Source organism: Sphingomonas sp. 2R-10, from assembly GCF_030062225.1.
Lineage (GTDB): Bacteria > Pseudomonadota > Alphaproteobacteria > Sphingomonadales > Sphingomonadaceae > Sphingomonas.
Genome location: NZ_JASCXF010000017.1, coordinates 41,180 through 66,511, shown reverse-complemented (window position 1 = coordinate 66,511; position 25,332 = coordinate 41,180). Strand labels below are relative to the sequence as shown.

24 protein-coding genes are annotated in these 25,332 nt (G+C 67.8%); 14 read left to right on the top strand and 10 right to left on the bottom strand.

What is annotated here, in order from left to right; all coding sequences use genetic code 11:
• Positions 1-2: 2 nt before the first annotated feature.
• The 4 genes from QLH51_RS09770 to QLH51_RS09755 form a co-directional block, all read right to left on the bottom strand.
• On the bottom strand, positions 3-1,013 hold the full coding sequence (locus QLH51_RS09770; protein WP_125658407.1) for an arginine N-succinyltransferase: 1,011 nt from the start codon (positions 1,011-1,013) through the stop codon (positions 3-5).
• Complete coding sequence (locus QLH51_RS09765) at positions 1,010-2,218, bottom strand: hydrolase (RefSeq protein WP_206429059.1); 1,209 nt, start codon at positions 2,216-2,218, stop codon at positions 1,010-1,012. Before QLH51_RS09765 ends, QLH51_RS09770 begins: the two co-directional genes overlap by 4 nt.
• Before the next feature lie 375 nt (positions 2,219-2,593).
• Positions 2,594-3,490: a DUF481 domain-containing protein gene (locus tag QLH51_RS09760; protein WP_125658410.1), complete on the bottom strand. Its 897-nt coding sequence runs from the start codon at positions 3,488-3,490 to the stop codon at positions 2,594-2,596.
• 64 nt (positions 3,491-3,554) lie between these two features.
• Positions 3,555-4,034, bottom strand: a complete 480-nt coding sequence (locus tag QLH51_RS09755) for an RNA pyrophosphohydrolase (RefSeq protein WP_125658413.1) — start codon at positions 4,032-4,034, stop codon at positions 3,555-3,557.
• Positions 4,035-4,097: 63 nt separating this feature from the next.
• Here QLH51_RS09755 and QLH51_RS09750 point away from each other — a divergent pair, with 63 nt between their 5' ends.
• Both QLH51_RS09750 and QLH51_RS09745 read left to right on the top strand, forming a co-directional pair.
• Entirely contained in the window at positions 4,098-5,006 is a 909-nt protein-coding gene (locus QLH51_RS09750) for a histone deacetylase family protein (protein WP_125658416.1), read from the top strand.
• Between the two features lie 8 nt (positions 5,007-5,014).
• On the top strand, positions 5,015-6,379 hold the full coding sequence (locus tag QLH51_RS09745; protein ID WP_125658419.1) for a cryptochrome/photolyase family protein: 1,365 nt from the start codon (positions 5,015-5,017) through the stop codon (positions 6,377-6,379).
• A gap of 108 nt (positions 6,380-6,487) precedes the next feature.
• Here QLH51_RS09745 and QLH51_RS09740 read toward each other — a convergent pair whose 3' ends face one another.
• Together QLH51_RS09740 and hisI are read right to left on the bottom strand one after the other, a co-directional pair.
• Positions 6,488-6,958, bottom strand: a complete 471-nt coding sequence (locus tag QLH51_RS09740) for a hypothetical protein (RefSeq protein ID WP_125658422.1) — start codon at positions 6,956-6,958, stop codon at positions 6,488-6,490.
• Positions 6,955-7,314 carry a phosphoribosyl-AMP cyclohydrolase gene (gene hisI, locus QLH51_RS09735; protein WP_125658425.1) on the bottom strand — a complete coding sequence of 120 codons (360 nt, stop codon included), beginning with the start codon at positions 7,312-7,314 and terminating at the stop codon, positions 6,955-6,957. Before hisI ends, QLH51_RS09740 begins: the two co-directional genes overlap by 4 nt.
• Positions 7,315-7,428: 114 nt before the next feature.
• On the opposite strand from hisI, the gene purF reads away from it, so the two are divergent.
• The 3 genes from purF (at position 7,429) to QLH51_RS09720 (ending at position 10,087) form a co-directional block, all read left to right on the top strand.
• Positions 7,429-8,889, top strand: a complete 1,461-nt coding sequence (gene purF, locus QLH51_RS09730) for an amidophosphoribosyltransferase (protein WP_125658428.1) — start codon at positions 7,429-7,431, stop codon at positions 8,887-8,889.
• On the top strand, positions 8,886-9,593 hold the full coding sequence (locus QLH51_RS09725; RefSeq protein WP_125658431.1) for an SDR family NAD(P)-dependent oxidoreductase: 708 nt from the start codon (positions 8,886-8,888) through the stop codon (positions 9,591-9,593). Before purF ends, QLH51_RS09725 begins: the two co-directional genes overlap by 4 nt.
• Positions 9,594-9,706: 113 nt before the next feature.
• On the top strand, positions 9,707-10,087 hold the full coding sequence (locus tag QLH51_RS09720) for a hypothetical protein (protein WP_206429060.1): 381 nt from the start codon (positions 9,707-9,709) through the stop codon (positions 10,085-10,087).
• A 474-nt stretch (positions 10,088-10,561) separates the two neighbouring features.
• Here the strand turns inward: QLH51_RS09720 and QLH51_RS09715 are convergent, their stop codons facing one another.
• The 4 genes from QLH51_RS09715 to QLH51_RS09700 form a co-directional block, all read right to left on the bottom strand.
• Positions 10,562-11,254 (bottom strand): prolyl hydroxylase family protein, encoded by a 693-nt coding sequence (locus tag QLH51_RS09715; RefSeq protein WP_125658433.1) that lies wholly within the window; start codon positions 11,252-11,254, stop codon positions 10,562-10,564.
• A gap of 160 nt (positions 11,255-11,414) precedes the next feature.
• Positions 11,415-11,828, bottom strand: a complete 414-nt coding sequence (gene mce, locus QLH51_RS09710) for a methylmalonyl-CoA epimerase (RefSeq protein WP_125658436.1) — start codon at positions 11,826-11,828, stop codon at positions 11,415-11,417.
• A 135-nt stretch (positions 11,829-11,963) separates the two neighbouring features.
• The gene (locus QLH51_RS09705) at positions 11,964-13,490 is read right to left on the bottom strand and encodes an acyl-CoA carboxylase subunit beta (protein WP_125658439.1); all 1,527 of its coding nucleotides are present in this window, start codon (positions 13,488-13,490) and stop codon (positions 11,964-11,966) included.
• Between the two features lie 89 nt (positions 13,491-13,579).
• Positions 13,580-14,377, bottom strand: a complete 798-nt coding sequence (locus QLH51_RS09700; RefSeq protein WP_125658442.1) for a DODA-type extradiol aromatic ring-opening family dioxygenase — start codon at positions 14,375-14,377, stop codon at positions 13,580-13,582.
• 107 nt (positions 14,378-14,484) lie between these two features.
• Here QLH51_RS09700 and QLH51_RS09695 point away from each other — a divergent pair, with 107 nt between their 5' ends.
• The 9 genes from QLH51_RS09695 to QLH51_RS09655 all read left to right on the top strand — a co-directional run bounded on the left by QLH51_RS09695 (position 14,485) and on the right by QLH51_RS09655 (position 25,314).
• Positions 14,485-15,027, top strand: a complete 543-nt coding sequence (locus QLH51_RS09695; RefSeq protein ID WP_125658445.1) for a (2Fe-2S)-binding protein — start codon at positions 14,485-14,487, stop codon at positions 15,025-15,027.
• A gap of 105 nt (positions 15,028-15,132) precedes the next feature.
• Positions 15,133-16,152, top strand: a complete 1,020-nt coding sequence (locus QLH51_RS09690; protein ID WP_125658448.1) for an RcnB family protein — start codon at positions 15,133-15,135, stop codon at positions 16,150-16,152.
• Between the two features lie 100 nt (positions 16,153-16,252).
• Positions 16,253-17,029 carry an enoyl-CoA hydratase-related protein gene (locus QLH51_RS09685; RefSeq protein ID WP_125658451.1) on the top strand — a complete coding sequence of 259 codons (777 nt, stop codon included), beginning with the start codon at positions 16,253-16,255 and terminating at the stop codon, positions 17,027-17,029.
• Between the two features lie 48 nt (positions 17,030-17,077).
• Positions 17,078-19,207, top strand: a complete 2,130-nt coding sequence (gene scpA, locus QLH51_RS09680; protein WP_125658454.1) for a methylmalonyl-CoA mutase — start codon at positions 17,078-17,080, stop codon at positions 19,205-19,207.
• Positions 19,208-19,212: 5 nt separating this feature from the next.
• Complete coding sequence (bioB, locus tag QLH51_RS09675; RefSeq protein ID WP_125658457.1) at positions 19,213-20,286, top strand: biotin synthase BioB; 1,074 nt, start codon at positions 19,213-19,215, stop codon at positions 20,284-20,286.
• Positions 20,277-20,663: a lysozyme inhibitor LprI family protein gene (locus tag QLH51_RS09670; RefSeq protein WP_164516156.1), complete on the top strand. Its 387-nt coding sequence runs from the start codon at positions 20,277-20,279 to the stop codon at positions 20,661-20,663. Before bioB ends, QLH51_RS09670 begins: the two co-directional genes overlap by 10 nt.
• Positions 20,664-20,702: 39 nt before the next feature.
• Positions 20,703-22,712, top strand: a complete 2,010-nt coding sequence (locus tag QLH51_RS09665) for an acetyl-CoA carboxylase biotin carboxylase subunit (protein ID WP_125658463.1) — start codon at positions 20,703-20,705, stop codon at positions 22,710-22,712.
• Between the two features lie 35 nt (positions 22,713-22,747).
• Positions 22,748-24,304: an alpha-amylase family glycosyl hydrolase gene (locus tag QLH51_RS09660; RefSeq protein WP_206429061.1), complete on the top strand. Its 1,557-nt coding sequence runs from the start codon at positions 22,748-22,750 to the stop codon at positions 24,302-24,304.
• A complete protein-coding gene (locus tag QLH51_RS09655; RefSeq protein WP_125658466.1) occupies positions 24,304-25,314 on the top strand; it encodes a glycosyltransferase family 4 protein in 1,011 nt (336 codons plus the stop codon). Before QLH51_RS09660 ends, QLH51_RS09655 begins: the two co-directional genes overlap by 1 nt.
• Positions 25,315-25,332 lie beyond the last annotated feature (18 nt).

Here is a 25,332-nt window from a genome sequence, read left to right as displayed (position 1 = left end):
GCTCACCGTCCCACCTGCGACACTGTATCACCGACATCCACGCCCAATGCCCGTGCCGCCGCCGCATCGATCACGATGCCGTCGTCGCGCACCGTCGTCTCCGCCAGACACGCGCGGAACTCGGCCAGCCGTCCGGTCGCCAGCAGCGATGGCGTGCCGCCTTCGCCGATCGCCACCACCTGCCGGTCGCGGCGGTCGCGCACCGTCGCGATCTGGTCGGTGCGCGCAGTCATCGTCGGCCCCCCGTCGAAGATGTCGACGTAATTCTCGTACGCGAAGCCTTCGTTCTCCAGCATCCGCATCGCCGCGCGGCCGGTGGGGTGGGGCAGGCCGATGACCCCGCGCGCCGCCTCGGGCAGCATCGCGATATAGACCGGGTGGCGCGGCATCAGGTCGGCGATGAACTGGTTGCCGTGGATCGCATTGAACTGGTCGGCGTCCTGGAACGTCATGCCGAAGAATCTGCCCGCGACCCCGTCCCAGAACGGCGAACCGCCCGCCTCGTCGATGATCCCGCGCAACTCGGCCAGCACCCGGTCGGCAAAGCGCCCGCGGTGCCGTGCGATGAACAGGTAGCGCGACCGCGCGAGCAGCAGTCCCAGCCCGCCGGCCCGTTCGCCGGGATGCAGGAACAGTCCGCCGACCTCGCTCGCCCCCTCCAGATCGTTGACGAGATTGAGGATGTCGGCGCGGAAGGTACGGCCCAGCGCCTCGCTATGCTTGGTCAGCGTCGCGACGCGATAGGAATAGAAGGGCCAGCGCTGCCCGACCTTGGTGAACACCTGGCACGTGCCGCGCACCTCGCCAGTGTCGATATTCTCCAGCACCAGCACGAACACTTCGTCACGTGGGCTATCCTCCTCATGGCTGAACGCCACCGCGCTGCGTTCCAGCCGGGTCGTCAGCGCGCTGCGATCGGGCGGCAGGTTGGTGAAGCCCCCGCCGGTCAGCTTGGCCATTTCGTACAGATATTTCAGGTCGCTTTCGCGCGCCGCACGGATTCGAAACGTCACAATCCCCCCTGGCCCGCAATACGGGCAATCGCCAGTGCCGACAGGCCGGCGCGTTCGGCCAGGCTGTCGACGATCATATATTCCTGCGCCGAATGGATCGCGCCGCCGCGCACCCCCATCGTGTCGATCACCGGCACGCCGCATGCGGCGATGTTGTTGCCGTCGCATACCCCGCCGGTATCGCGCCACGCGATCGGGATCGACAGGTCGGCGCCGACCTGCCGGACCAGCGCGAACAGTTTCGCCGCGCCGGCGTCGATCGGCTTGGGCGGGCGGTTGAAGCTGCCATGCACCGCGATCTCGACCTCATGGGACGCCGCGACCATCGCCACCGCCGCGTCGATCTGCGACCGGGCGCGCGCGATCTCGTCCGCCCCGTGCGGGCGGAAATTGACGCGCAGCACGGCATGATCGGGCACGACGTTGTTCGGCCCGCCGCCATCGATCCGCGCCGGATTGACCGCCAGTCGCGGTCCCCGCGCCGCGTTCAGGCGCAGCGCGATATCGGCGGCGGCGACGATCGCGTTGCGCCCTTCCTCCGGATTGCGCCCGGCATGGGCGCTGCGCCCGGTGACCACGATCGAGAAATTGCCGGTGCCGCCCCGCGCGCCTGCCAGCGTGCCGTCGGGCAAGGCGGGTTCGTAGGTGAAGGCGGCGACCTTGTCCTGCGCCACCCGCTCGATCAGCCGCGCGGAGGAAAACGACCCCGTCTCCTCGTCCGAGTTGATCATCACGTCATAGCCGAAGCGATCGCCGATCCCGCCCGCCTCGACCGCCTTCAGCGCGGCGAGCATCACCGCCAGCCCGCCCTTCATGTCGGCCGCGCCCGGACCGTTCAGCGTGCTGGCATCGACATAGCGCATCGTCTGGAAGGCGTGGTCGGCGCCGTACACCGTGTCCATATGCCCGGTGAACAGCATCCGCACCGGCGCGTCCGGCCGGACCCGCACCAGCAGGTGCCGTCCATGGTCGATCGCGCGCACCGTGCCGTCGGCATCGACCGCCTCCACCGGATCGGGATCGACCAGCGTCACCTCGCCCGGCAACGCGGCGAACGCATCCGCCAGCAGCGCGGCCATGGCGTCCAGCCCGGCGACGTTGCGCGTCCCGCTGTTCACCGCCACCCATCGTTCGACCTGCGTCAGCATGGCCGTGCCGTCGATCCTGTCGATCGCCCGGCGTTCGTGCCCGTCTATCCTGTCCATCGCCCTGTCCTAGAGGGATATGGTATCAAACGGAACCTCTTGTGGATGGCGAGGAGTGAGTCGTGCGCTGTCGTCGAGCATGACCCACCTCGTTTGAACCAGACGTTATCCCAGCGAAGGCTGGGATCTCCCGGTTGAAACGCGCTGCAGGAGCCGCGCGAGGCCCCAGCCTTTGCTGGGGCGACGTTTCGAGGCAGATCGCCCAGGCTATAGGGCCGATCGACATTCAGGCCGTACCCCCGCGCAGGCGGGGGTCCAGAGTAACGGCAGGACGACATTCGTGGCTCTGGACCCCCGCCTGCGCGGGGGTACGTGAACCAGAAAGGCTCCTGATCCTGCTGAATGGCGCTCCAGTTCGCTGAATGTCGATCGGTCCTAGAACGCGTACACCAGCGACGCCCGCCCGGTGGTATCGGTGTTGACCCGCCCGACCGGCGGGCGGCTTTCGAACTGGATGTTGTACGACAGCCGCGCCGACAGCGGCCCCAGCAGCTTGGCATCGACCGCGGTCATGCTGGTGACGGTGCTGTTCGCATCCTGCAGATAGGCGGAGGTATCCTGCCGCAGCGTCAGCGCCGGCGTCATCCGCCAGTCGAAATCGACCGACCCGCGCGCCGCCAGATTGCGCTCGGCCTCGCCGGTGGTGAACGACGTATAGCGGAATGCCGGACCCAGTTCGAGGTCGAGCGTCACCGGCCCCTTGGCGACCACGGTATAGCCCGCGCCGCTCGACGCCGAATACCGGTCGTAATAGCCGAAGAACTTGTCCGATTCATACTGCGCCGCGCCATAGACATACAGCCGGTCGTCGACCTTGTAGTTCGGTTCGAACGCGGCGAGATAATGTTCCCGCGTCGGGATGTTGTTGGTTTCCTGGTAATCCGCCTGCAATTTCAGCTTGTGGCGCCAGCGATATCCCTCGCGCGACAGATCGAGGATCGCGGTCACGCCCAGGCTGTCCGAATTGCCGCCGTTGATCCACCCGCCGACTTCCGCCCGCCCCTTGACCAGCGCGCCGAACGATGCGGTGCGCAGCCGCTTCTCGGTCTTTTCCGACCGTTCGAACGTATAGTGCGACGCCAGTTCGGCGATCTTCTGCGAATGTTTCGGCGCCGCCTTGCGCGCATAGCGCACGATCGTTGCGACATCGTTGTCGTTGCCCGACGCCATCGCCTCCTCCAGCATCGTCCGGATCTCGATCGGCAGATCGGGCTCGGGCGGCGGCTCGGCATAATAGGCGCCGAGCGGCAGGAGGAATGCGGGGTTGAGCATCACCGCCCGCTATAGCCGATCCGATGGACCGGGGCTGAACGGCTCGTCCCGCCGATCGGGCAGTTCACCGATGCAAATGATCGGCAAATCCGGCAATCACCTGTTCGTACAGCGCCTTCTTGAACGGCACGATCATCGTCGGCAGGTCGGCCGGGTCGGCCCAGCGCCATGCGCGGAACTCGGGCTCGGGCGTCCGGATGTCGATATCGCCATCCTCGCCCTCGAACGCGAACAGGAACCAGCGCTGCCGCTGTCCGCGCCATTTCCCTCTCCATATCCTGCCGATCATGCCATCGGGCAGGTCGTAGAACAGCTCTTCGGGGCGTTCCGCGATCAGCCGCACCTTGTCGGCCTGTACGCCGGTTTCCTCGCGCAGTTCGCGCACCGCCGCGTCGATCGGCGCCTCGCCCGGATCGATCCCGCCCTGCGGCATCTGCCACGCCTCCAGCGTCGAATCGAGCCGCTGGCCGACGAACACCCGGCGATCGCGGTTCAGCAGCATGACGCCCGCGCACGGGCGATAGGGAAGGGTGGTCTTGTCCATGTCCGCTTCCTACCCACCGCGCACCGCTTTTGCGAGGCGCATCGGCACCTTATCTGTGTTCGGGTGATCCCCGTCGTCCACCATCCGCACTATGTCGCCGAAAGCCCGCCGGGTAGCCGCTATCGCTGGGGCAAGAACGGACTCGTCCGCGACCTGCTGCTCGACTTGGGGCCGGCGATCGACTGGCATGGCTGCGATCCCATGCCGCGCGGGTGGATCGAGGCGGTGCACGACGACAGCTACGTCGCGGAGGTGATCGAGGCCCGCGTGCCGCCGCACAAGGAACGCCGCATCGGTTTTGCCGTCACCCCGCCGATGGCGCTGCGCGCACAGGCGGTGCCCGGCGGGACCTATGCCGCCGCGCGCGTTGCGATGGAGCGCGGCTATGCCGCCAACACCGCCGGCGGCAGCCACCATGCGCTGGCGGACACGGGGGCGGGCTATTGCGTGTTCAACGACCTCGCCATCGCCGCCAACCGGTTGGTCGACGAGGGGACGTGCGAGCGCGTGCTGGTGGTCGATGTCGACGTCCATCAGGGCGACGGCACCGCCTCGCTGCTCGCGGGACGCACCGGGCTTGCCACCTATTCGATCCATGCCGACAAGAATTTCCCGGCGCGCAAGGCCGTGTCGACGCTCGACGTGCCCCTGCCCGACGGCGTCGGCGACGACGAATATCTGACGACGCTCGAAGCGACGCTCGTGCCGCTGATCGACGGCTTCGGCCCCACGCTGCTGCTCTATCAGGCCGGTGTCGATCCGTTCGCCGACGACCGGCTGGGCCGGCTGGCGCTGACGCAGGCGGGTCTCGACGAACGCGACCGCTGGATCGGACGGTTGGCGAGGGCGCGTGGCCTGCCGATCGCCAGCGCGCTGGGCGGCGGCTATGGCGACCTGCTCGAAGTGTCGCGCCGCCACGTCGCGTCGATCGTCGCGGTGGCGCAGGGAACCGGGATCGCGCCGTACGCGTAACCCCGGGGATGACCGACCCTGTCCTGCTCTGGCTCCGCCAGGACCTCCGCCTGCGCGATCAGCCCGCGCTCCTCGCCGCGATCGAGGACGGCGACGTCATCCCGGTCTATGTTCTGGACGACAAGGCACCCGGCGACTGGGCGATCGGCGGCGCACAGCGCTGGTGGCTGCACCACAGCCTCGCCGCCTTCGCCGCGGCATTGAAGGCAAAGGATTCGCGCCTGATCCTGCGCCGCGGCGATGCCGCCGCCGAACTGCGCAAGCTGTGCGAGGAAACCGGCGCGACCCGTATCCACGCGATGCGCCATTACGAACCATGGTGGGTGAAGGCGCAGGACGCGCTGGGCGACGCGCTCACCCTCCACGACGGCAACCACCTGCGCCCGCCCGACAGCGTCCGCACCGGTTCGGGTGGCATGTTCAAGATTTATTCGTCCTTCTGGAAGGCGCTGAACCAGATGCTGCCGCCCGAGGATCCGGCACCGATGCCGCGTGCCATTCCGTCGCCGTCCTCATGGCCGAAGTCGGACAAGCTCGCCGACTGGGGCCTGCTGCCGACCGGGCCCGACTGGTCGACCGCCTTCGGCAAGGCATGGCACCCCGGCGAGGACGGCGGGTACAAGGCGCTGAAATCCTTCGCGACCCGCGTCGACGACTATGGCGAGGCGCGCAACCTGCCCTCGATCGACGGCAGCTCGAACCTGTCGCCGCACCTGCACCATGGCGAGATCACGCCGCGGCAAATCTGGGCGGCGCTGGGCGGGCGGGGCGACAGCCTGACCACCTTCCGCAAGGAACTGGCGTGGCGCGACTTCACCAGCGGCGTCATCCTGTCGATGCCCGACTATGCCGACGCCAATGGCCGCCCGCGCTACGACAAGCTCAAATGGCGCAGCGACGCCGCGGCGAAGCGCGATCTGAAGGCATGGCAGCAGGGCCGCACCGGCTATCCGATCGTCGATGCCGGGATGCGCCAGCTGTGGCAGGTCGGCTGGATGCACAACCGCGTGCGGATGATCGCCGCATCGTTCCTCGTCAAGCACCTGCTGATCGACTGGCGCGAGGGCGAGCGCTGGTATTGGGACTGTCTGGTCGATGCCGATTACGGCAACAATTCGGTGAACTGGCAATGGGTCGCGGGCACCGGGGTCGATTCGAACATGTTCGGGCGGATCATGGCGCCGTTGACACAGTCGGAGAAATTCGACGCCGCCGACTATATCCGCCGCTGGGTGCCCGAACTGGCGAAGCTGTCGGACGCCACGATCCACGACCCCGATGCTTCAGGCTGTCGGCCGAAGGATTATCCGGAAAAGATCATCGACCACCGCGAAGCGCGCGAACGCGCGCTGGCGGCGGCGCGGGGAATCTAACCTGCGGAAACCGTATCCCCGCGGAGGCGGGGATCCAGAGCCAGAAGCGAGACGGCAGTTCCTGCCGCTCTGGACCCCCGCCTGCGCGGGGGTACGGTTTGCGTGCGCCTACCCGCACAACCCCCGCCCGGCCGGATCGCGCAGCGCCGCCGCTTCCGACGCGCTGTCGCTCAGCCGGTCGACCTGCAATCCGCTGAGCGACGCCCGCTTCGTGCACAGCGCCTCGCACGCCTCCGGCAGTTTCCCGGGCAGGCGGATGCGATCACCGTCGAACGCCGCCGCGAACGTGCAATCCCGGCCGAGGTCGACCCGCAGCTGTTCGCCCTCGCGGACAAAGCCACCCCGTCCGCTGCACCCGATGCCGTCGCCATAATCGATGAACATGCCGATGCGGCGATCGGTGACGCACATCCGGTCGCCCTCGCGCGCGTACAGCCCGACCGGAGTCGCGCCTGCGGAATCACGCACCACGTCGCGCGCGATCGCTGCCTGCTCCAGCGCCGCGCCTTCGACCGTCTCGGGCGCAGAACCGCCTTGCGAACATCCCGCCAGGAGCAGCGCCACGGCGATCCACCTCATGCCACGGGCACCAGCCGATCGCCTGCGATCCGGCGAAAGAAGCAGCTGTCGGCCCCGGTATGGCACGCCGGCCCGGCCGGCTCGCAGCGCAGCCACAGCGCGTCCTGATCGCAATCGATCCGTATCTCGACCACGCGCAACACATTCCCCGACGTCTCGCCCTTCCGCCACAAAGCCCCCCGACTCCGCGACCAGAAGGTCGCCTCGCCGCTGTCGATCGTCATCCGCAGCGCGTCGGCGTTCATGTGCGCGACCATCAACGGCCCCCCGGTGGCGGCGTCCACGCACACCGCGGTCAGCAATCCGTCGGCGTCGAACTTGGGATTCAGGGTCAGGCCGGTATCGCGCTGGGTCATGCGCAACCCCTATCGCCGATCATGGTTCCGCCGCAATCGACGATCAAAGGGCGACAAACCGATTACGCCTCCCTATATGGCAGCCGCGTGACACGCTTATCCCCGGAAGGGCCTATGTTCACCACCCACCCATTCGATGACGACAAGCTGCGCGAAGAGTGCGGCATCTTCGGTGTTTCCGGCGCGGACGGCGCGGCGGCGCTGGTGGCCCTCGGCCTCCACGCGCTCCAGCATCGCGGGCAGGAAGCGGCAGGCATCTGCAGCTGGGACGGGGCGATGTTCCATACCCAGCGCGCGCAGGGCCATGTCGCGGGCAATTTCGACCGGCCGGAGATCATCGAATCGCTGCCCGGCGCGACGGCCTGCGGCCATGTCCGCTATTCGACCACCGGCGAGACGTCGAACCGCAACATCCAGCCGCTCTATGCCGAACTGGCGTCGGGCGGGTTCGCGGTGGCGCATAACGGCAATCTTTCCAACGCGATGCGGCTGCGCAAGGATCTGGTCCGCACCGGATCGATCTTCCAGTCGACCAGCGATACCGAAGTCATCATCCACCTCGTCGCCACGTCCAACTACCGGACGCTGCTCGACCGGTTCATCGATGCGCTGAAGCAGGTCGAGGGTGCCTATTCGCTGATCTGCATGACGCCCGAAGGCATGATCGCCTGCCGCGATCCGCTGGGCATCCGGCCGCTGGTGATGGGCCGCCTCGGCGACGGTGCGTACATCTTCGCATCGGAAACCGTCGCGCTCGACGTGGTCGGCGCGGAGTTCGTCCGCGAGGTCGACCCCGGCGAACTAGTCATCGTCAAGAACGGCGAACTGCGCTCGATCCGCCCGTTCGCGCCGCTGTCCCCACGCCCCTGTATCTTCGAATGGGTCTATTTCTCGCGCCCCGATTCGATTTCCGAGGACCGCTCGATCTATTCGGTGCGCAAGGCGATCGGGGCCGAACTGGCGCAAGAAAACGGCGTCGACGCCGACCTCGTCATCCCGGTCCCCGATTCGGGCGTTCCCGCCGCGATCGGCTATGCGCAGGCATCGGGCATCCCGTTCGAACTGGGCATCATCCGCTCGCACTATGTCGGGCGCACCTTCATCCAGCCGGGCGACAAGGTCCGTCACCTCGGCGTCAAGCTCAAGCACAACGCCAACCGCAAGCTGATCGAGGGCAAGCGCATCGTCCTGATCGACGATTCGATCGTTCGCGGCACCACCTCGCTCAAGATCGTGCAGATGATGCGCGATGCCGGCGCGGCGGAGGTGCATATGCGCATCGCGTCGCCGCCCACCCGGCACAGCTGCTTCTACGGCGTCGATACCCCCGAACGGGCCAAGCTGCTCGCCGCCAAGTTCGACCTGTCGGGCATGACCGACTATATCCAGGCCGACAGCCTCGCCTTCGTGTCGATCGACGGGCTGTACCGCGCGCTCGGTGAAGCGAACCGCGCGCCGGTCCGCCCGAAATATTGCGACGCCTGCTTCACCGGCGACTATCCCACCCCGCTGACCGACCAGGACGAGACCAGCTCGGTTGACCAGCTGGCGATGCTGGCCGAACGCGTCGGATGAGCGACCGGTTGAAGGGGCAGCTGGCGCTGGTCACGGGTGCCAGCCGCGGGATCGGTGCGGCCACCGCCGTCGCGCTGGCGGGGGAGGGCGCGCACATTATCCTCACCGCCCGGACGACGGGCGGGCTGGAGGATGTCGAGGACGCGATCCATGCCGCGGGCGGATCGGCGACGATCGCGCCGATCGACCTGTATGATCGTACCGCCATTCCGCAGCTGGTGTCGGCGATCGCCGAACGCTGGCGCGCGCTCGACATGCTGGTGCTCAACGCCGGCGCGCTCGGCACGCTGGGGCCGGTGCCGTCGTTCGACCTCAAGGAATTCGACAAGGTGATGGCGCTCAACGTCACCGCCAATGCCGCGCTGATCGCCGCCTTCTCGCCGATGCTGCGCCTCGCGCGGGCCGGCCGGGTCGTCGGCGTCACCTCGTCGGTCGGCGCTGCCCCGCGCGCCTATTGGGGCATGTATGGCGCGTCGAAGGCGGCGTTCGACAACCTCGTCGCCAGCTACGGCCTCGAAATGGCGAACATCTCGCCGGTCCGCACCGCGATCGTCGATCCCGGCGCCACCCGGACGAAGATGCGCGAACGCGCCTATCCGGGCGAGGACCCGCAGCGGGTGAAACCGCCCGAGCGGGTCGCCGAAGCGATCGTCGGGCTGATGGCCGACGGCTTTGACACTGGAACCCGCATCCGCGTCGACTGACGAAGGTTCCGAACGCCAGCAAAAACAAATAGTTGGTGTTTACCGGGCCCAGGGTGCTGCCCGCTCGTTGACCGGCCGCTGCGTGTGCAGCGAGCCGTTCGAGGAGCCTGAACATGGCCGTCAAATTCGCCGGAACGATGAACGCGATCAATCGCGGACTGGACGAAACGAAGCCCGCCAGGGGCGCGACGATGATCGAGGATTGGGAAGCCGCCCTCGCCGATGTCGACGTGCCGGGCGCGAAAGGCATCCTGCGCGACCTCGCCTCGCTGCGCAAGCAGCTGGAAAAGGACGCGCCCGACGGGGACCGGGTCCACGACCTGCTCCACCGCCTCGGTGCCGCCACGACGAAGATCGCGGAGAAGTCCGACAAGTCGCAGGACAAGCTGCGCGCGCTGGGCGAGGCGCTGACCGAAGCGGGCGAGGAATCGCCCGACGAGGAAGAAGACGCCGCCGCCGCCGCCGCCCCGAAGCGGGCGCGCAGGAAGGCGTAAGCGGCAGGGTGGCGGGAAGTCTCCGGATCGCCCGCCACGCTCCGCTTTCCCCTTTCCTACAGCGCAAGCGCCCGGCATCATCGTCACGCCGGATCAAGTCGAGACCTCTGCGAAAGTCTAGATTCCTCGCCTTCTCCCGTACCCCCGCGCAGGCGGGGGTCCAGGGTCACAAGAGGAAGCCGTCGTTATACTTGGCTCTGGCCCCCCGCCTGCGCGGGGGTACGGTGCACATTATGGATAGGTTCGAGACTTTCGCAGAACTCTCGATCAAGTCGGGGGCGACGAGTTCAAAGCTGGATGTATCGAAGGAGAACGTCGCCCCAGCGAAGGCTGGGGCCTCCCGCGGCGAGGCGCACGGTCCGTTACAAAAACTTCTAATTATCGCCGATATAACATTGAATATGAGCAAGAATATTCAAAGACGGCGACTGCGCCGAAAACGTGGTGAGTGTGACCTTTGTGACCTTTGGCCGCTCAGGGCTCGATCGTCGGGGTCCACGGCCGCTCGCGGAACCACTTGGTGATGATGTATTTGGTCCCCTCGACCACTGCCATCCCCTCGTGCAGCGTGGCGAGGTTGGGGCTGCCGTCCGCATGCATGTTGTTCCACGCGACCAGCATGCCGGGCCGCGGATTGAACCGCACGCCCGCCTGCGGGAACCACGTCGCGCCCCCCTGTTCGACCTCGTTCAGATACACCATCGCCGTCCAGGTCCGCTGCCCGCCCTGTACCGCCATCAACGCCCAATAGGGCTCGTTCTCGTTGAAGTAATCGTTATGTGCGCGAAACTGCTGCCCGGGCGCATAGCGCTGCCCTTGCATCGTCTCGCCATGTTCGGGGGGGATGCCCAGCAGGTGCGCGATCTTCTCGTCGATCGGCTGGAGCAGCGGGTGCCAGCGGTCGAGGTCGCAGCTGTCCGACGTCCGGAAATTGGGATCGTTGCTTTCGGTCAGCAACGTCGACTTGCGACTGCCATGGTCGATCGTCGCCATCAGCAGGTGGCATTCGGCCTCCGACAGGAAATCGGTCAGCGCGAACAGGACGGCGGCGTCGGTCTTGGCGCGGCGGATGCCGGGCACGGCGGACAGGGTCGCCTCGACCGACCGGCCCCATTCCGCCCGAACGGGGGAGGGGCCGCCGGGAGCCTTGCGGACGGGACTGTTCATGCAACGCGTTCAACCAGATAGGGGTGGGGGTGTCGAGGGGGCTGCTCTATCCGGCAGTCCATCGTCATTCCGGCGAAGGCCGGAATCCATTGTGTCGGGCGCCCTCGACTCCATCGGACTACTCAGCGACCATGGATCCCGGCCTGCGCCGGGATGACGATCAATGCTCCGGCGTCTCCATCAACTCGATCAGCACCCCGCCCATGTCGCGTGGATGGACGAAGACGATCGGCGTCCCATGCGCCCCGATCCGCGGTTTGCCCAGCACCCGCGCGCCCTTGGCAACCAGCCCGGCGACCGCCTCGGCGATGTCCGCCACCTCGAAGCACAGGTGATGCTGTCCACCGGCCGGGTTCTTCGCCAGAAACCCCGCGATCGGCGAACTGGCGTCATACGGCTCGATCAGCTCGATCTGCGTATTGGGCGCATCGATGAAGCACACCTTCACCCCCTGCGCCGGCAGGTCGAACGGCTCCCCGATCGCCTCCGCGCCCAGCAGGGTGCGGTACATCTTGATCGACGCCGCGATCGATGGCGTCGCGACGCCGACATGGTTCAAACGACCGAGGCTCATAGATCCTCCCCGGCACGGGGAGGGGGACCAGCGAAGCTGGTGGAGGGGGCGTGCCCCGCAGCGCAACCGTGGTGGAACAGGACGCCCCCCTTCGCCATCCTGCGGATGGTCCCGTTTCCCCTGCCGCGGAAAATTTCACAGCGGGATATTGTCATGCTTCTTCCACGGGTTCTCGAGCTTCTTGTTCCGGAGCTTGCGCAACCCCAGCGCCACCCGCCGCCGGGTGGAGTGCGGCAGGATCACCTCGTCGATGAACCCCTTGCTCGCCGCGACGAACGGGTTGGCGAAGCGCGCCTCGTACTCCGCCGTCCGCGCCGCGACCTCGACCGGGTCCTTCGACCGGAAGATGATCTCCACCGCGCCCTTCGCCCCCATCACCGCGATCTCTGCGGTCGGCCACGCATAGTTCAGATCGCCGCGCAGATGCTTCGACGCCATCACGTCATACGCCCCGCCATAGGCCTTGCGGGTGATGACCGTGATCTTGGGCACCGTCGCCTCGGCATAGGCGAACAGCAGCTTCGCGCCATGCTTGATGATCCCCGAATGCTCCTGCCCGACGCCGGGCAGGAAGCCCGGCACGTCGACGAACGTCACGATCGGGATCTCGAACGCGTCGCAGAAGCGCACGAACCGCGCCGCCTTCTTCGATGAATTGATGTCGAGACACCCGGCCAGCACCATCGGTTGGTTGGCGACGATGCCGACGGTGCGCCCCTCGATCCGGCCGAAGCCGATGATGATGTTGCCCGCATGCGCCGGTTGCAGTTCGAAGAACGCGCCGTCGTCGAGCGTGCGGACGATCAGCTCGTGCATGTCGTAGGGCTGGTTGGCGCTCGGCGGGATCAGCGTGTCGAGGCTGGGCTCGGTCCGGTCCCACGGATCGTCGCTCGGCCGCCCGGGCACGCCGCTGCGATTGTTGGCAGGCAGGAAGTCGACGAAGTCGCGCGCCGCCAGCAGCGCATCGATATCGTTCTCGAACGCGCAATCGGCGACCGACGATTTGGTCGTATGCGTGATCGCGCCGCCCAGCTCCTCCTGCGTCACGACCTCGTTCGTCACCGTCTTGACCACGTCCGGCCCCGTCACGAACATGTACGACGAATCCTTCACCATGAAGATGAAGTCGGTCATGGCGGGCGAATACACCGCGCCGCCTGCGCACGGCCCCATGATGAGCGAGAGCTGCGGCACCACGCCCGACGCCAGCACGTTTCGCTGGAACACCTCGGCATAGCCGCCCAGCGACGCGACACCCTCCTGAATGCGCGCGCCGCCCGAATCGTTCAGCCCGATGACCGGCGCGCCGACCCTCATCGCCATGTCCATGATCTTGCAGATTTTCTGCGCATGGCGTTCGGACAGCGACCCGCCGAACACGGTGAAGTCTTGGCTGAAGACATAGACGAGGCGGCCGTTGACCGTGCCCGATCCGGTCACCACGCCGTCGCCGGGGATCACCTGCTCCGGCATGCCGAAATCGACGCAATTATGTTCGACATACATGTCGAGTTCCTCGAAGCTGCCTTCGTCGAGGAACACGTCCAGCCGTTCGCGCGCGGTCAGCTTGCCCTTGGCGTGCTGCGCGGCGACCCGCTTCTCACCGCCGCCGGCCCGCGCCGCCACACGCCGCTTTTCCAGCGCTTCGAGTGCTTCGAGCATCGTCTCTCCTTGGCCCGTCGGTCGGGCATTTCCGCCCTTGTGCCAGCAGGCGGGGGCCAAGCGCAATATTCTTGCGCCATCCCGCTGTATCAGCCGAAGCGATATCCCGACACGACCCAGCCCATCACCACGTCGCGATACTCGCGCACCGCCGCGTCGTCGCTCCCCGCGCCCAATGCGACCATCAGCGGCAGGAGGTGTTCGGCCTCCGGATGCGCGAAGCGGGCATGGGGCAGGCTTTCCCATGCCGTCACCCGTTCGGCCCGCCGGGCCGGATCGGGATCGGTCACCGCCGCGCCCAGCGCATCGTCCCATGCCTCGGCGACCGGCGTCACCGACGGCCCGCGGGCGCGCAGGTTGTGGAAGCTCATGCCCGATCCGACGATCAGCACGCCCTCGTCGCGGAGCGGCGCCAGCGCCCGCCCCATCGCGATATGCCCCGCCGGGTCGAGCGAGCGGTCGAGCGACAGCTGTACCAGCGGGATATCGGCTGCCGGCATCGCGACCATCATCGGCACGAAGACGCCATGATCCCAACCGCGCGCCGCCTCCTCGTCCGTCGCGAAGCCGGCACCCCGCAGCAACGCCGCCGCCCGCCGCGCTACGTCGGGCGCACCGCCCGCGTCCCAGCGCAGGCGATAGGTATGTTCGGGAAAGCCGTAATAGTCGAACAGCAGCGCCGGCCGCTCACCGACATGCACCGTCGGCCGCGCCGCCTCCCAATGGCCCGACACCATCAGGATCGCACGTGGTCGTTCGGGCAGCGACGCGACCAGCCCGGCCAGGTAGGCCTGCATCGGCCGCCACATCGGATCGGGCGCCGCGCCGGGGTTCAGGAAGAAGCAGGGGCCGCCGCCATGCGGCACGAACAGGGTGGGGAGGGTCATGGCCGAAAGATCGGTCGCACCGCCGCCGCGCTCAAGCCCGCATCCGGAAACGGCCCGTTTCGCGGGGGTTGGCGTTGTACGGGCAACCCCCCTACAAGGTCGCCCGCATGACCCGTTTCACCGTCAACAACCTGCCGCAGGAATATCGGCTCGATCCCGACACGCCGCTGCTCTGGGCGTTGCGCGACGTGTCGAACCTGACCGGTACCAAATATGGCTGCGGCACCGGGCATTGCGGCGCGTGCACCGTCGATATCGACGGGCGCGCGGTGAAATCGTGCCAGGTCGCGATCGGCAGCCTCGAGGGGACGTTCGTCACCACGATCGAGGGGCTGGCGCGCGATCGCAGCCATCCGGTGCAGGCCGCGTTCCTTGCCGCGCAGGTCGTGCAATGCGGCTTCTGCATCCCCGGCTTCGTCATGGCGACGGTCGCGCTGCTGCGGCAGAACCGGAACCCGAGCGAGGCGGAGATCGTCGCCGCGCTCAACCAGCTGTGTCGTTGCGGCATCTATCCCCGGCTGATCGATGCCGTGCGACAGGCCGCGGCGGCGGCCCGCGGCGACGCGGCGCTGGCACCCCCGCCGCGCCCCGGCATCGACCGCGAGGAAGCGGCGCGCGAAACCCCGGCGCTGACCCCGCCCGCCCGATAGCGTCGTTCCTTTCAATCGGCTGTCATCGCCATTCAGCAACGGTTGATCGCACGCGTAATAAACCACATCCATCGACGCCGGCGACCCCCGGCGGTGGAGGATGGAATGAAGAGCCGTTTCCTGCTGGCATTGTTGAGCGTGTCGGCGCTGGTGCCGACGGCGGCCATGGCGCAATCCGATCCGGAGCAGCGCGGTCCGCGCGGACGCGAGCGGATCGAGCGGTCGCCGGGTGGCGAGACGCCGGGTGCGCGTGCCGAGTTCCGCAACGACATCCGTGTCGAAGCGCCACAGCCGCGTCCCGAGCGCCCTCGGATCGAGGAGCGTCGCAGCGAACCGCAGCCGGGCGGCGATGCGCCGCGCTGGCAGGGGCGCGGCGACCGCGGCGACCGCGGCGGCTTCGACCGTCGCGACCCGCCGCGCGACACGCGGGGGCAGATCGACCGCGAATCGCTGCGCCGCGACCGGCCGCAGGGCGACCGCCCCGATCGCGGGTGGCAGCGCCCGGATCGGCCCGACCGCGTCGAACGGCGCGATCCGCCCCGCGATGCGCAGGGACAGATCGACCGCGAGGCGCTGCGGCGCGACTGGCCGCGGGCCGACGGGCGCGGCGTGCAGGAACGCCGCGAACAATGGCGTCGGGAACAATGGCGCCGCGAACAGGGCGAACGCGACCGCTGGGATCGCGGCACCGAATGGGACCGGGGCAATCGCGACTGGAACCGCGGCGGCGACTGGAACCGTGGCGACCGCGACGGCAATCGCGGCGGCTGGGACCGCAACCGCGGCGGCTGGGACCGCAACCGCGGCGGCGGGCAATGGGATCGCGGCTGGCGACGTGACGACCGCTATGACTGGAACCGCTATCGCCAGCAGAACCGCAACCTGTACCGGCTGCCGCGCTACTATGCGCCGCAGGGCTGGGGCTATGGCTATCGCCGCTTCGGGGTCGGCGTCACGCTCAATTCGTTCCTGTTCGGATCGAACTACTGGATCAACGACCCCTATTCCTATCGCCTGCCGGAGGTGTGGGGACCGTATCGCTGGGTGCGCTATTACAATGACGCGCTGCTGGTCGATGTCCGCTCCGGACAGGTCGTCGACGTGGAGTACGACATCTTCTGGTAAGCCGGTGCGGCGGGGGGCGCCTCCGCCGCAATCGCGTTTGCGCTGGCGTTCGCGCCATCCTTTCCGCAAACCGTATCAAAAGATACGGGAGAGCGATTCGATGGCAGGCGATATCCGGGTGGAACGGGACGGCGATGTGCTCCGCATCGTCCTCGACCGGCCCGATCGGCTGAATGCCGCCCCACCGGCGATGTTCGATGCGATCCGCGACGCGCTGGCCGATCTGGGCAGTGCGCGGGCGGTGCTGCTGACCGGGGCGGGGCGGGCATTCTGCTCGGGCGCGGACGTGATGGCGGCGTTGGGTGGGGAGGACGCCCCGGCCGCGACCCACGCGGCGCTCACCGATCACTATAACCCGACAGTGCAGGCGATCGCCGATCTCGACGTGCCCGTCGTCAGTGCGGTGCGGGGCGCCGCGGCAGGCATCGGGTGCAGCCTCGCGCTCGCCGCCGATTTCTGCGTCGCGGCCGACGACGCCTATTTCCTCCAGGCGTTCGTCAATATCGGCCTCGTCCCCGATGGCGGGGCCAGCTGGATGCTGCCGCGCCTGATCGGTCGCGCCCGGGCCACGCGGATGATGCTGCTCGGCGAACGGGTGCCGGCGATCACCGCGCTCGACTGGGGCATGATCCACGCCGTCGTCGATGGTGCGGCGCTGGAGGACGAGGCGATGGCGCTCGCCCGGCGGCTGGCGGCGGGGCCGACGGTCGCGCTGGGGCTGATGCGCCGCAACCTCGCCTATGCGCTCGACCATGATTACCACGCAGCGATGGCGCGCGAGGCGGAGGCGCAGCGCACCGCCCGCGCCACGGCCGACGCGGTGGAAGGCGGCACCGCCTTCCTGACCAGGCGCGCACCGCGCTTTGCGGGAGCGTGACATGACCCGGCTCGACTTGACCCCCCGTCCGGCGGTAGGGGCCGTGCGATGACAGGTCCCACGATCGAAGACTGGCAGAAGCTCGCCGCACGCGAGGTGAAGGACGCCGACCTCACCTGGACCACGCCGGAGGGTATCGCGGTCAAGCCGCTCTACACCGCCGCCGACGCGCCCGATCCCGGCCTGCCCGGCTTCGCGCCGTTCACGCGCGGGGTGAAGGCGTCGATGTATGCCGGACGTCCGTGGACGATCCGCCAGTACGCCGGCTTCTCGACCGCCGAGGAATCGAACGCCTTCTACCGGCGCAACCTTGCGGCGGGGCAGAAGGGGCTGTCGGTCGCCTTCGACCTCGCCACGCATCGCGGATACGACAGCGACCATCCCCGCGTCGCGGGCGATGTCGGCAAAGCCGGGGTCGCGATCGACACGATCGACGACATGAAGATCCTGTTCGACGGCATCCCGCTCGACACCATGTCGGTCAGCATGACGATGAACGGCGCGGTGCTGCCGTGCCTCGCTTTCTACATCGTCGCGGCCGAGGAACAGGGCGTCGGCCCGGAGAAGCTGTCGGGCACGATCCAGAACGACATTCTCAAGGAGTTCATGGTCCGCAACACGTACATCTATCCGCCCGAGCCATCGATGCGGATCGTGTCGGACATCATCGCCTATACCGCGCAGCACATGCCGCGTTTCAACAGCATCTCGATCAGCGGCTATCACATGCACGAAGCCGGCGCGACGGCGGTGCAGGAACTGGCGTTCACGCTGGCCGACGGCATGGCCTATGTCCGCGCGGCGCTGGACCGCGGGCTCGACATCGACGCGTTCGCCGGGCGGCTGTCGTTCTTCTTCGGCATCGGCATGAACTTCTTCATGGAAATCGCGAAGCTGCGCGCGGCACGCACGCTGTGGAGCCGGATCATCGCCGATTTCGGCGGCTCGCCCCGCAGCCAGACGCTGCGCACCCATTGCCAGACCAGCGGCGTGTCGCTGACCGAGCAGGACCCGTACAACAACGTCATCCGCACGACCGTGGAGGCGATGGCCGCGACCTTCGGCGGCACCCAGTCGCTGCACACCAACAGCCTCGACGAAGCCGTCGCGCTGCCGACCGATTTCTCCGCCCGCATCGCCCGCAATACCCAGCTGATCTTGGCAGAAGAGACCGGCATGACCCATGTCGTCGATCCGCTGGGCGGCAGCTATTATGTCGAGGCGCTGACGAAGGAACTCGCCGACAAGGCATGGGCGCTGATCGAGGAGGTTGAGGCGGCGGGCGGCATGATCGATGCCGTCAATTCGGGGCTGCCCAAGGAACATATCGAACGTGCCGCCGCCGCGCGCCAGGCACGGGTCGACCGCGCCGAGGACGTCATCGTCGGCGTCAACAAATATCGGCTGGCGCAGGAGGACCCGATCGACATCCTCTCGATCGACAATGCCAAGGTCCGCGCCGACCAGATCCGCCGTATCGACCGGGTGAAGGCGACCCGCGACGAAGCGGCCGCCCAGGCCGCGCTGACCGCGTTGCAGGACGGCGCGTGCAGCGACGGCAACCTGCTGGCGCTTTGCGTCGCCGCCGCCCGCGCCCGCGCGACGCTGGGCGAGATGTCGGCGGCGATGGAGGTCGCCTTCGGCCGCCACGCCGTCTCGGTCACGCCGGTCAAGGGCATCTACGGCCCCGCCCATGCCAACGACAGCGGCTGGCTGCGCGCCGGCGAGGGCGTCGCGGCGGTCGAGCGGCGGTTGGGACGGAAACCCCGGATGCTGGTTGCCAAGATGGGGCAGGACGGGCATGACCGCGGCGCCAACGTCGTCGCCAGCGCCTTTGCCGACCTCGGCTTCGACATCGTCTCCGGTCCGCTGTTCCAGACGCCTGAGGAAACCGCGCAACTGGCGATCGCGCAAGGGGTCGACGTGGTCGGCGCCTCCAGCCTCGCCGCCGGGCACAACACGCTGATCCCCGAACTGATCGAACGGTTGGCGGCGGCGGACCGTGCGGATATCCGCGTCATCGCCGGCGGGGTGATCCCGCCACAGGATTATGCGCTGCTCCGCGAAGCCGGGGTGGCTGCGATTTTCGGACCGGGTACCAACCTGGTCCATGCGGCGGCGGAGGTACTGAAACTGCTCGGCCACAACCTGCCGCCGGTTGGAGAGACTGTGGAATGAACGTGATGACTGCTTCGCTTGCCCCGGTCGATGGACGTACCCCCGCGCAGGAGGGGGCCCAGGGCAACGGGCGCGACGCCGGTAATCCGGTCCGCACCGACTGGACCCGCGCCGAGATCGCCGACCTCTTCGACCTGCCCTTCGACGAACTGATGTACCGCGCGCAGACCGTCCACCGCGCGCACCACGCCGTCGGGCAGGTCCAGCTCTGCACGCTCCTGTCGATCAAGACCGGCGGCTGTCCGGAGGATTGCGGCTATTGTTCGCAATCCGCCAGCGCCGACACGCAGCTCAAGGCCGAAAAGCTGATGGACGTCGACGCCGTCCTCGCCAGCGCGGCGCAGGCGAAGGCGGCGGGATCGCAGCGCTTCTGCATGGGTGCGGCATGGCGCAACCCCAAGGACCGCGACATGGACAAGGTGGTCGCGATGGTTGAGGGCGTCCGCGCGATGGGCATGGAAACCTGCATGACGCTCGGCATGCTGACTCCGGATCAGGCGCAGCGGCTGGGGCAGGCGGGCCTCGACTATTACAACCACAATATCGACACCTCGCCTGAGAATTACGCCAACGTCATCACCACGCGGAGCTTCGACGACCGGCTCGATACGCTGGCGCATGTCCGCGACGCCGGGATCAACGTGTGCTGCGGCGGCATCGTCGGCATGGGTGAGACCCGCGCCGACCGCGTCGGCTTCGTCCACGCGCTGGCCACCCTGCCGCGCCATCCCGAAAGCGTGCCGGTCAACGCGCTGGTCCCGGTCAAGGGCACCGTGCTCGGCAACATGCTGGCCGACACGCCGCTGGCGAAGCTCGACGATATCGAGTTCGTCCGCACCGTCGCGGTCGCACGCATCACCATGCCGATGAGCATGGTCCGCCTGTCGGCCGGGCGCGAGAGCATGTCGGACGCGACGCAGGCGCTGTGCTTCATGGCCGGCGCGAACTCGATCTTCACCGGCGACCGGCTGCTGACGACCGGCAACGCGGGCGACGATGCCGATGCGGCGCTGCTGGCGAAGCTGGGTATGACGCCGATGGTCGGGGAGGAACCGATGCGAAAATCCTCGTGCTGCTGACCCTGCTCCTCCTTGCCGATGCGGTGGGTGGCAACTGCGCCAAGGCTCCGACGCAGGCCGCAGCGAACCGCTGCGCCGAATTGGGCTGGCAGGCCGCCGACAGGGACATGAACCGCGAATGGCGGGCGGCGCGGTCGACGATGCAGGCACGCGACGCCCGCGACCCGACCCGCGGCGGCGGGTTCGGCTATGCTGCCGCGCTGCTGGATAGCCAGCGGGCATGGCTTAAGTTTCGCGACACGCAATGCGTCCTCGAAGGAGGAATTGATGGCCGGAACGGCGATGGCAGCGATGCCCGGGCATTGGTGCGCTTTTCGTGCATGGAACGTATGACGATCGCGCGGACGCAGGCATTGCGCCATTTGCGCGGGGGTTGACGCTGACCCCGAAAGCACGGGGCGGATAGGGAGAGCGATTTGTTCAAGAAGATTCTGGTCGCCAATCGCGGTGAAATCGCCTGCCGGGTGATGCGGACGGCCAAGCGGATGGGGATCGCGACCGTCGCGGTCTATTCCGACGCTGATGCGCGCGCGCCGCACGTCATGATGGCCGACGAAAGCGTCCGGCTGGGGCCGGCGCCTGCCGCGCAGAGCTATCTCGACCCCGAACTGATCCTGACCGCGGCACGGGCGACCGGCGCGGACTGTATCCATCCGGGCTATGGTTTCCTGTCTGAGCGGGAGAGCTTCGCGCGCGCCTGTGCCGATGCCGGCATCGCCTTTGTCGGGCCGCCGCCGAATGCGATCGCGGCGATGGGCGACAAGATCGAATCGAAGAAGCTGGCGCAGGCCGCCGGCGTCAACGTCGTCCCCGGCTTTCTGGGGGAGATCGCCGATACCGAACACGCCGTCCGCATCGCCAGCGACATCGGCTACCCGGTGATGATGAAGGCATCGGCCGGCGGCGGCGGCAAGGGGATGCGCCTCGCGTGGAGCGAGCAGGACGTCCGTGAAGGCTTCGAGGCGACGAAGCGGGAGGGGTTGGCGAGTTTTGGCGACGACCGCGTCTTTATCGAAAAGTTTATCGAGAGCCCGCGGCATATCGAGATCCAGGTGCTGGGCGACCGGCACGGCAACATCGTCTATCTCGGCGAGCGCGAATGCTCGATCCAGCGCCGCCACCAGAAGGTCGTGGAGGAAGCGCCGTCGCCCTTCGTCACGCCCGCGATGCGCAAGGCGATGGGCGAACAGGCGGTCGCGCTGGCCCGCGCGGTCGGCTATCATTCGGCCGGCACCGTCGAACTGATCGTCTCCGGCGCGGACGTGACGGGGGAGAGTTTCTACTTCCTCGAAATGAATACCCGCCTGCAGGTCGAACATCCGGTGACCGAGGAGATTACCGGCCTCGACCTCGTCGAGCAGATGCTGCGCGTCGCGGCGGGCGAACCGCTCGCCTTCACGCAGGATGACGTGAAGCTGACCGGCTGGTCGATCGAGAACCGCGTTTATGCCGAAGACCCGTATCGCGGCTTCCTGCCCAGCACGGGGCGGCTGACCCGCTACGATCCTGCCCGGACCGGGGACAACGATGGCGTCCGCACCCGCGTCGACGACGGTGTCGTCGAAGGTGGTGAGGTCAGCATGTTCTACGACCCGATGATCGCCAAGCTCATCACCTGGGCCCCGACCCGCGAAGCGGCGATCGATGCGCAGGTCGCCGCGCTCGACCGGTTCGAACTGGCCGGGGTCGGCAACAACATCGATTTCCTGTCGGCGATCATGCAGCACCCCCGCTTCCGTGCGGGGGCGCTGACCACCGGTTTCATCGCAGAGGAATATCCCGAAGGTTTCCACGGCGCGCCGGCCGACGCGGCGTTGCTGCGGCAACTGGCGGCGATCGCCGTCGTCGTCGATCTCGAACAATCGTACCGCGCCCGCTCGATCGACGGGCAACTGGGCAAGCAGGCGCCGCCCTCGACCGAACGCGTCGTCACCATCGGCGAGCATCGCTTCGACATCAGCGTCGACGGGTATGACGGGGGCCTGCTGGTCAATATCGACGGCGACGTGCCGCTCGACGTCGTGTTGCACTGGCGCCCGTCGCAGCGCGTCGTCACCGCGCGGATCGACGGCACCGAGCTGACCGCGCGCGTCGCCCGCACCATCGGCGGCTGGAAGCTGACCGCGCGCGGCGCGAGCCACGTCGTCCGCGTCCTGCCCCCCCATGTCGCGGCGCTGACCCGGCACATGATCGAGAAGGTCCCGCCCGACCTGTCGCGTTTCCTGCTGTGCCCGATGCCGGGCCTGCTGACCCGTGTCGAGGTGGCAGAGGGGCAGAAGGTCGAGGCCGGGCAACCGCTGGCGGTGGTCGAGGCGATGAAGATGGAGAATATCCTGCGCGCAGAACGCCCCGGCACCGTCGCGCGCATCGCCCATGCCGCGGGCGACAGCCTGGCGGTCGATGCGGTCATCATGGAATTCGAATAGGCGGAACGATTTGCCCGCTGGCGGCTTGTCGGCGGGTGATCGTTTCATCAGCGCAACCATGGTGGCAGGCCGCCACCATCTATCAGATCTATCCGCGCTCCTTCGCCGACAGCGACGGCGACGGGATCGGTGACCTGAACGGCATCGCCGACCGGCTCGACTATCTGGTCGATCTCGGCATCGATTGCGTGTGGATCTCGCCGATCTATCCGTCGCCGATGGCCGATTTCGGCTATGACGTCGCCGACTATACCGGCATCGACCCGCGCTTCGGCACATTGGCCGATTTCGATGCGCTGCTGGAAAAGGCGCATGGGCGCGGCATCCGCGTGCTGCTCGACTTCGTGCCGAACCACAGCTCGGACCGGCACGACTGGTTCGTCGAGAGCCGGTCGTCGCGCGACAATCCGAAGCGTGACTGGTATATCTGGCGCGATCCGGCGGCGGACGGCGGGCCGCCCAACAACTGGATCAGCGATTTCGGCGGGCCGGCATGGAGCTTCGATCCCGCCACCGGCCAATATTATTCGCGCGCCTTCCTGCCCGAACAGCCCGACCTGAACTGGCGCAACCCCGACGTGCAGTCGGCGATGCTGGCCGCGATGCGCTTCTGGTTCGACCGCGGCGTCGACGGGTTCCGCATCGACGTGCAGTGGCACATGGTCAAGCACGCCGACTTCCCCGACAACCCGCCCAATCCCGACTATCGCGAGGGGATGGGCGACATGCACCGCGTGTTGCAGCACCATTCGACCGACCAGCCGGAGGTCCACGCCATCGCCACCGCGATGCGGCGACAGGCGGACGAATTCGGCGCGGTGCTGGTCGGCGAAATCTATCTGCCGATCCCCAGGCTGATGACCTATTACGGCACGCCGCAAGCCCCCGGCGTCCACCTGCCGTTCAATTTCCAGCTGATCGAGGCGAACTGGAATGCCGCCGAACTGGCAAAGCGCATCGTCGAGTACGAAGCGGCGCTGCCGGACGGCGGCTGGCCCAACTGGGTACTCGGCAACCACGACCGCCCGCGCATCGCGACCCGCGTCGGCGCGGCGCAGGCGCGGGTGGCGGCGATGCTGCTGCTGACGCTGCGGGGCACGCCGACGCTGTATCAGGGCGACGAACTGGGACTGGGCGATGCGCAGGTGCCCGCCGACAAGGTACAGGACCCGCGCGAACTGCGCGAGCCGGGGCTGGGGCTCGGTCGCGATCCGGTGCGCACCCCGCTGCCATGGACGGCGGAGGGCGGCTTCACCACCGGTGATCCGTGGCTGCCGATCGATCCGGCGCACCTGCCGCGCAATGCGCAGGTGCAGGCGGGCGACCCCGCATCGATGCTGTCGCTCTATCGCCGTCTGCTGGCGCTGCGCCGCGCCACGCCTGCGCTGGCCACCGGCGCGATCGGCGAGGTACGCGCCGACGGCGACGTGCTCAGCTACATCCGCAGCGACGGCACCGACCGCTACCGCATCGTGCTGAACCTCGGCGACCGGCCGGCCCCCATCGAACCCGGCCGGGTCATCCTGTCGACCCATGACGACACCGATCCTACCCTGCGCCCCGCTGAGGGCCGTATCCTGAAAGTCGACTGATGCGCATCGCGATGATCGCCCCGATCGCGTGGCGCACCCCGCCGCGCCACTATGGCCCATGGGAACTGGTCACCAGCCTGCTGACCGAGGCGCTGGTCGCACGCGGGCTCGACGTCACGCTGTTCGCGACGCAGGACAGCCTGACCGCCGCGACCCTCGCCGGGGTGGTGCCTGCGCCTTATAGCGAGGACCCGTCGATCGACGCGAAGGTATGGGAGTTCGCGCACCTCGCCCATGTGTTCGAACGCGCCGGCGAATTCGACCTGATCCACAACCAGGCCGATTTCCCCGCCCACGCCTTTTCGGGCCTTGTCGACACGCCGATGGTCACCACCATCCACGGGTTCTCGTCCGACCGCATCCTGCCGATGTACGCGCCTTATCAGGACCGGGTGCGCTATGTCGCGATCAGCGATGCCGACCGCCACCCGTCGCTGCGCTATGCCGCGACGATCCATCACGGCATCCCGCTCGACGACTTTCCGTTCGATGCGGAGGGCAGCGACGACCTGCTGTTCTTCGGCCGGATGCACCCCGACAAGGGCGCGGCGGCAGCGGTCGCCGCGGCACAGGCCAGCGGACGCCGGCTGCACATGGCGGGCATCGTGCAGGACGACCGCTACTGGCGCGAGGAGGTCGAGCCGCATGTCGACGGCGAGCGCATCGTCTATCACGGCGCGGTCGGCGGCACCGCCCGCACCGACCTGCTGGGCCGGTCGCGCGCGTTGCTCCACCTGATCGGCTTCGACGAACCCTTCGGCCTGTCGGTCATCGAGGCGATGGCGTGCGGCACCCCGGTTATCGCGTACAACCGCGGATCGATGCCCGAACTGATCGAACACGGCGTCAACGGCTTCCTCGTCGACACGCTCGATGAAGCCGTCGCCGCGATCGAGGGGGTAGGGGAGATCGACCGTGCCGACTGCCGCCGGATCGTCGCCGAACGCTTCTCGGTCGAGGCGATGGCGGAGCGCTATCACGCGCTGTACCGGTCGATCCTCGGCGGCTGAGGTCGCACGGCGGCTGAC

What these genes read in the sequence shown, in the direction of transcription:
- QLH51_RS09765 (WP_206429059.1), bottom strand. Translation starts at nt 2,218, where the DNA reads ATGGACAGGATAGACGGGCACGAACGCCGGGCGATCGACAGGATCGAC.
- QLH51_RS09760 (WP_125658410.1), bottom strand. Translation starts at nt 3,490, where the DNA reads ATGCTCAACCCCGCATTCCTCCTGCCGCTCGGCGCCTATTATGCCGAG.
- QLH51_RS09755 (WP_125658413.1), bottom strand. Translation starts at nt 4,034, where the DNA reads ATGGACAAGACCACCCTTCCCTATCGCCCGTGCGCGGGCGTCATGCTG.
- QLH51_RS09745 (WP_125658419.1), top strand. Translation starts at nt 5,015, where the DNA reads ATGACCGACCCTGTCCTGCTCTGGCTCCGCCAGGACCTCCGCCTGCGC.
- QLH51_RS09740 (WP_125658422.1), bottom strand. Translation starts at nt 6,958, where the DNA reads ATGAGGTGGATCGCCGTGGCGCTGCTCCTGGCGGGATGTTCGCAAGGC.
- hisI (WP_125658425.1), bottom strand. Translation starts at nt 7,314, where the DNA reads ATGACCCAGCGCGATACCGGCCTGACCCTGAATCCCAAGTTCGACGCC.
- purF (WP_125658428.1), top strand. Translation starts at nt 7,429, where the DNA reads ATGTTCACCACCCACCCATTCGATGACGACAAGCTGCGCGAAGAGTGC.
- QLH51_RS09725 (WP_125658431.1), top strand. Translation starts at nt 8,886, where the DNA reads ATGAGCGACCGGTTGAAGGGGCAGCTGGCGCTGGTCACGGGTGCCAGC.
- QLH51_RS09720 (WP_206429060.1), top strand. Translation starts at nt 9,707, where the DNA reads ATGGCCGTCAAATTCGCCGGAACGATGAACGCGATCAATCGCGGACTG.
- QLH51_RS09715 (WP_125658433.1), bottom strand. Translation starts at nt 11,254, where the DNA reads ATGAACAGTCCCGTCCGCAAGGCTCCCGGCGGCCCCTCCCCCGTTCGG.
- mce (WP_125658436.1), bottom strand. Translation starts at nt 11,828, where the DNA reads ATGAGCCTCGGTCGTTTGAACCATGTCGGCGTCGCGACGCCATCGATC.
- QLH51_RS09705 (WP_125658439.1), bottom strand. Translation starts at nt 13,490, where the DNA reads ATGCTCGAAGCACTCGAAGCGCTGGAAAAGCGGCGTGTGGCGGCGCGG.
- QLH51_RS09700 (WP_125658442.1), bottom strand. Translation starts at nt 14,377, where the DNA reads ATGACCCTCCCCACCCTGTTCGTGCCGCATGGCGGCGGCCCCTGCTTC.
- QLH51_RS09695 (WP_125658445.1), top strand. Translation starts at nt 14,485, where the DNA reads ATGACCCGTTTCACCGTCAACAACCTGCCGCAGGAATATCGGCTCGAT.
- QLH51_RS09690 (WP_125658448.1), top strand. Translation starts at nt 15,133, where the DNA reads ATGAAGAGCCGTTTCCTGCTGGCATTGTTGAGCGTGTCGGCGCTGGTG.
- QLH51_RS09685 (WP_125658451.1), top strand. Translation starts at nt 16,253, where the DNA reads ATGGCAGGCGATATCCGGGTGGAACGGGACGGCGATGTGCTCCGCATC.
- scpA (WP_125658454.1), top strand. Translation starts at nt 17,078, where the DNA reads ATGACAGGTCCCACGATCGAAGACTGGCAGAAGCTCGCCGCACGCGAG.
- bioB (WP_125658457.1), top strand. Translation starts at nt 19,213, where the DNA reads ATGACTGCTTCGCTTGCCCCGGTCGATGGACGTACCCCCGCGCAGGAG.
- QLH51_RS09655 (WP_125658466.1), top strand. Translation starts at nt 24,304, where the DNA reads ATGCGCATCGCGATGATCGCCCCGATCGCGTGGCGCACCCCGCCGCGC.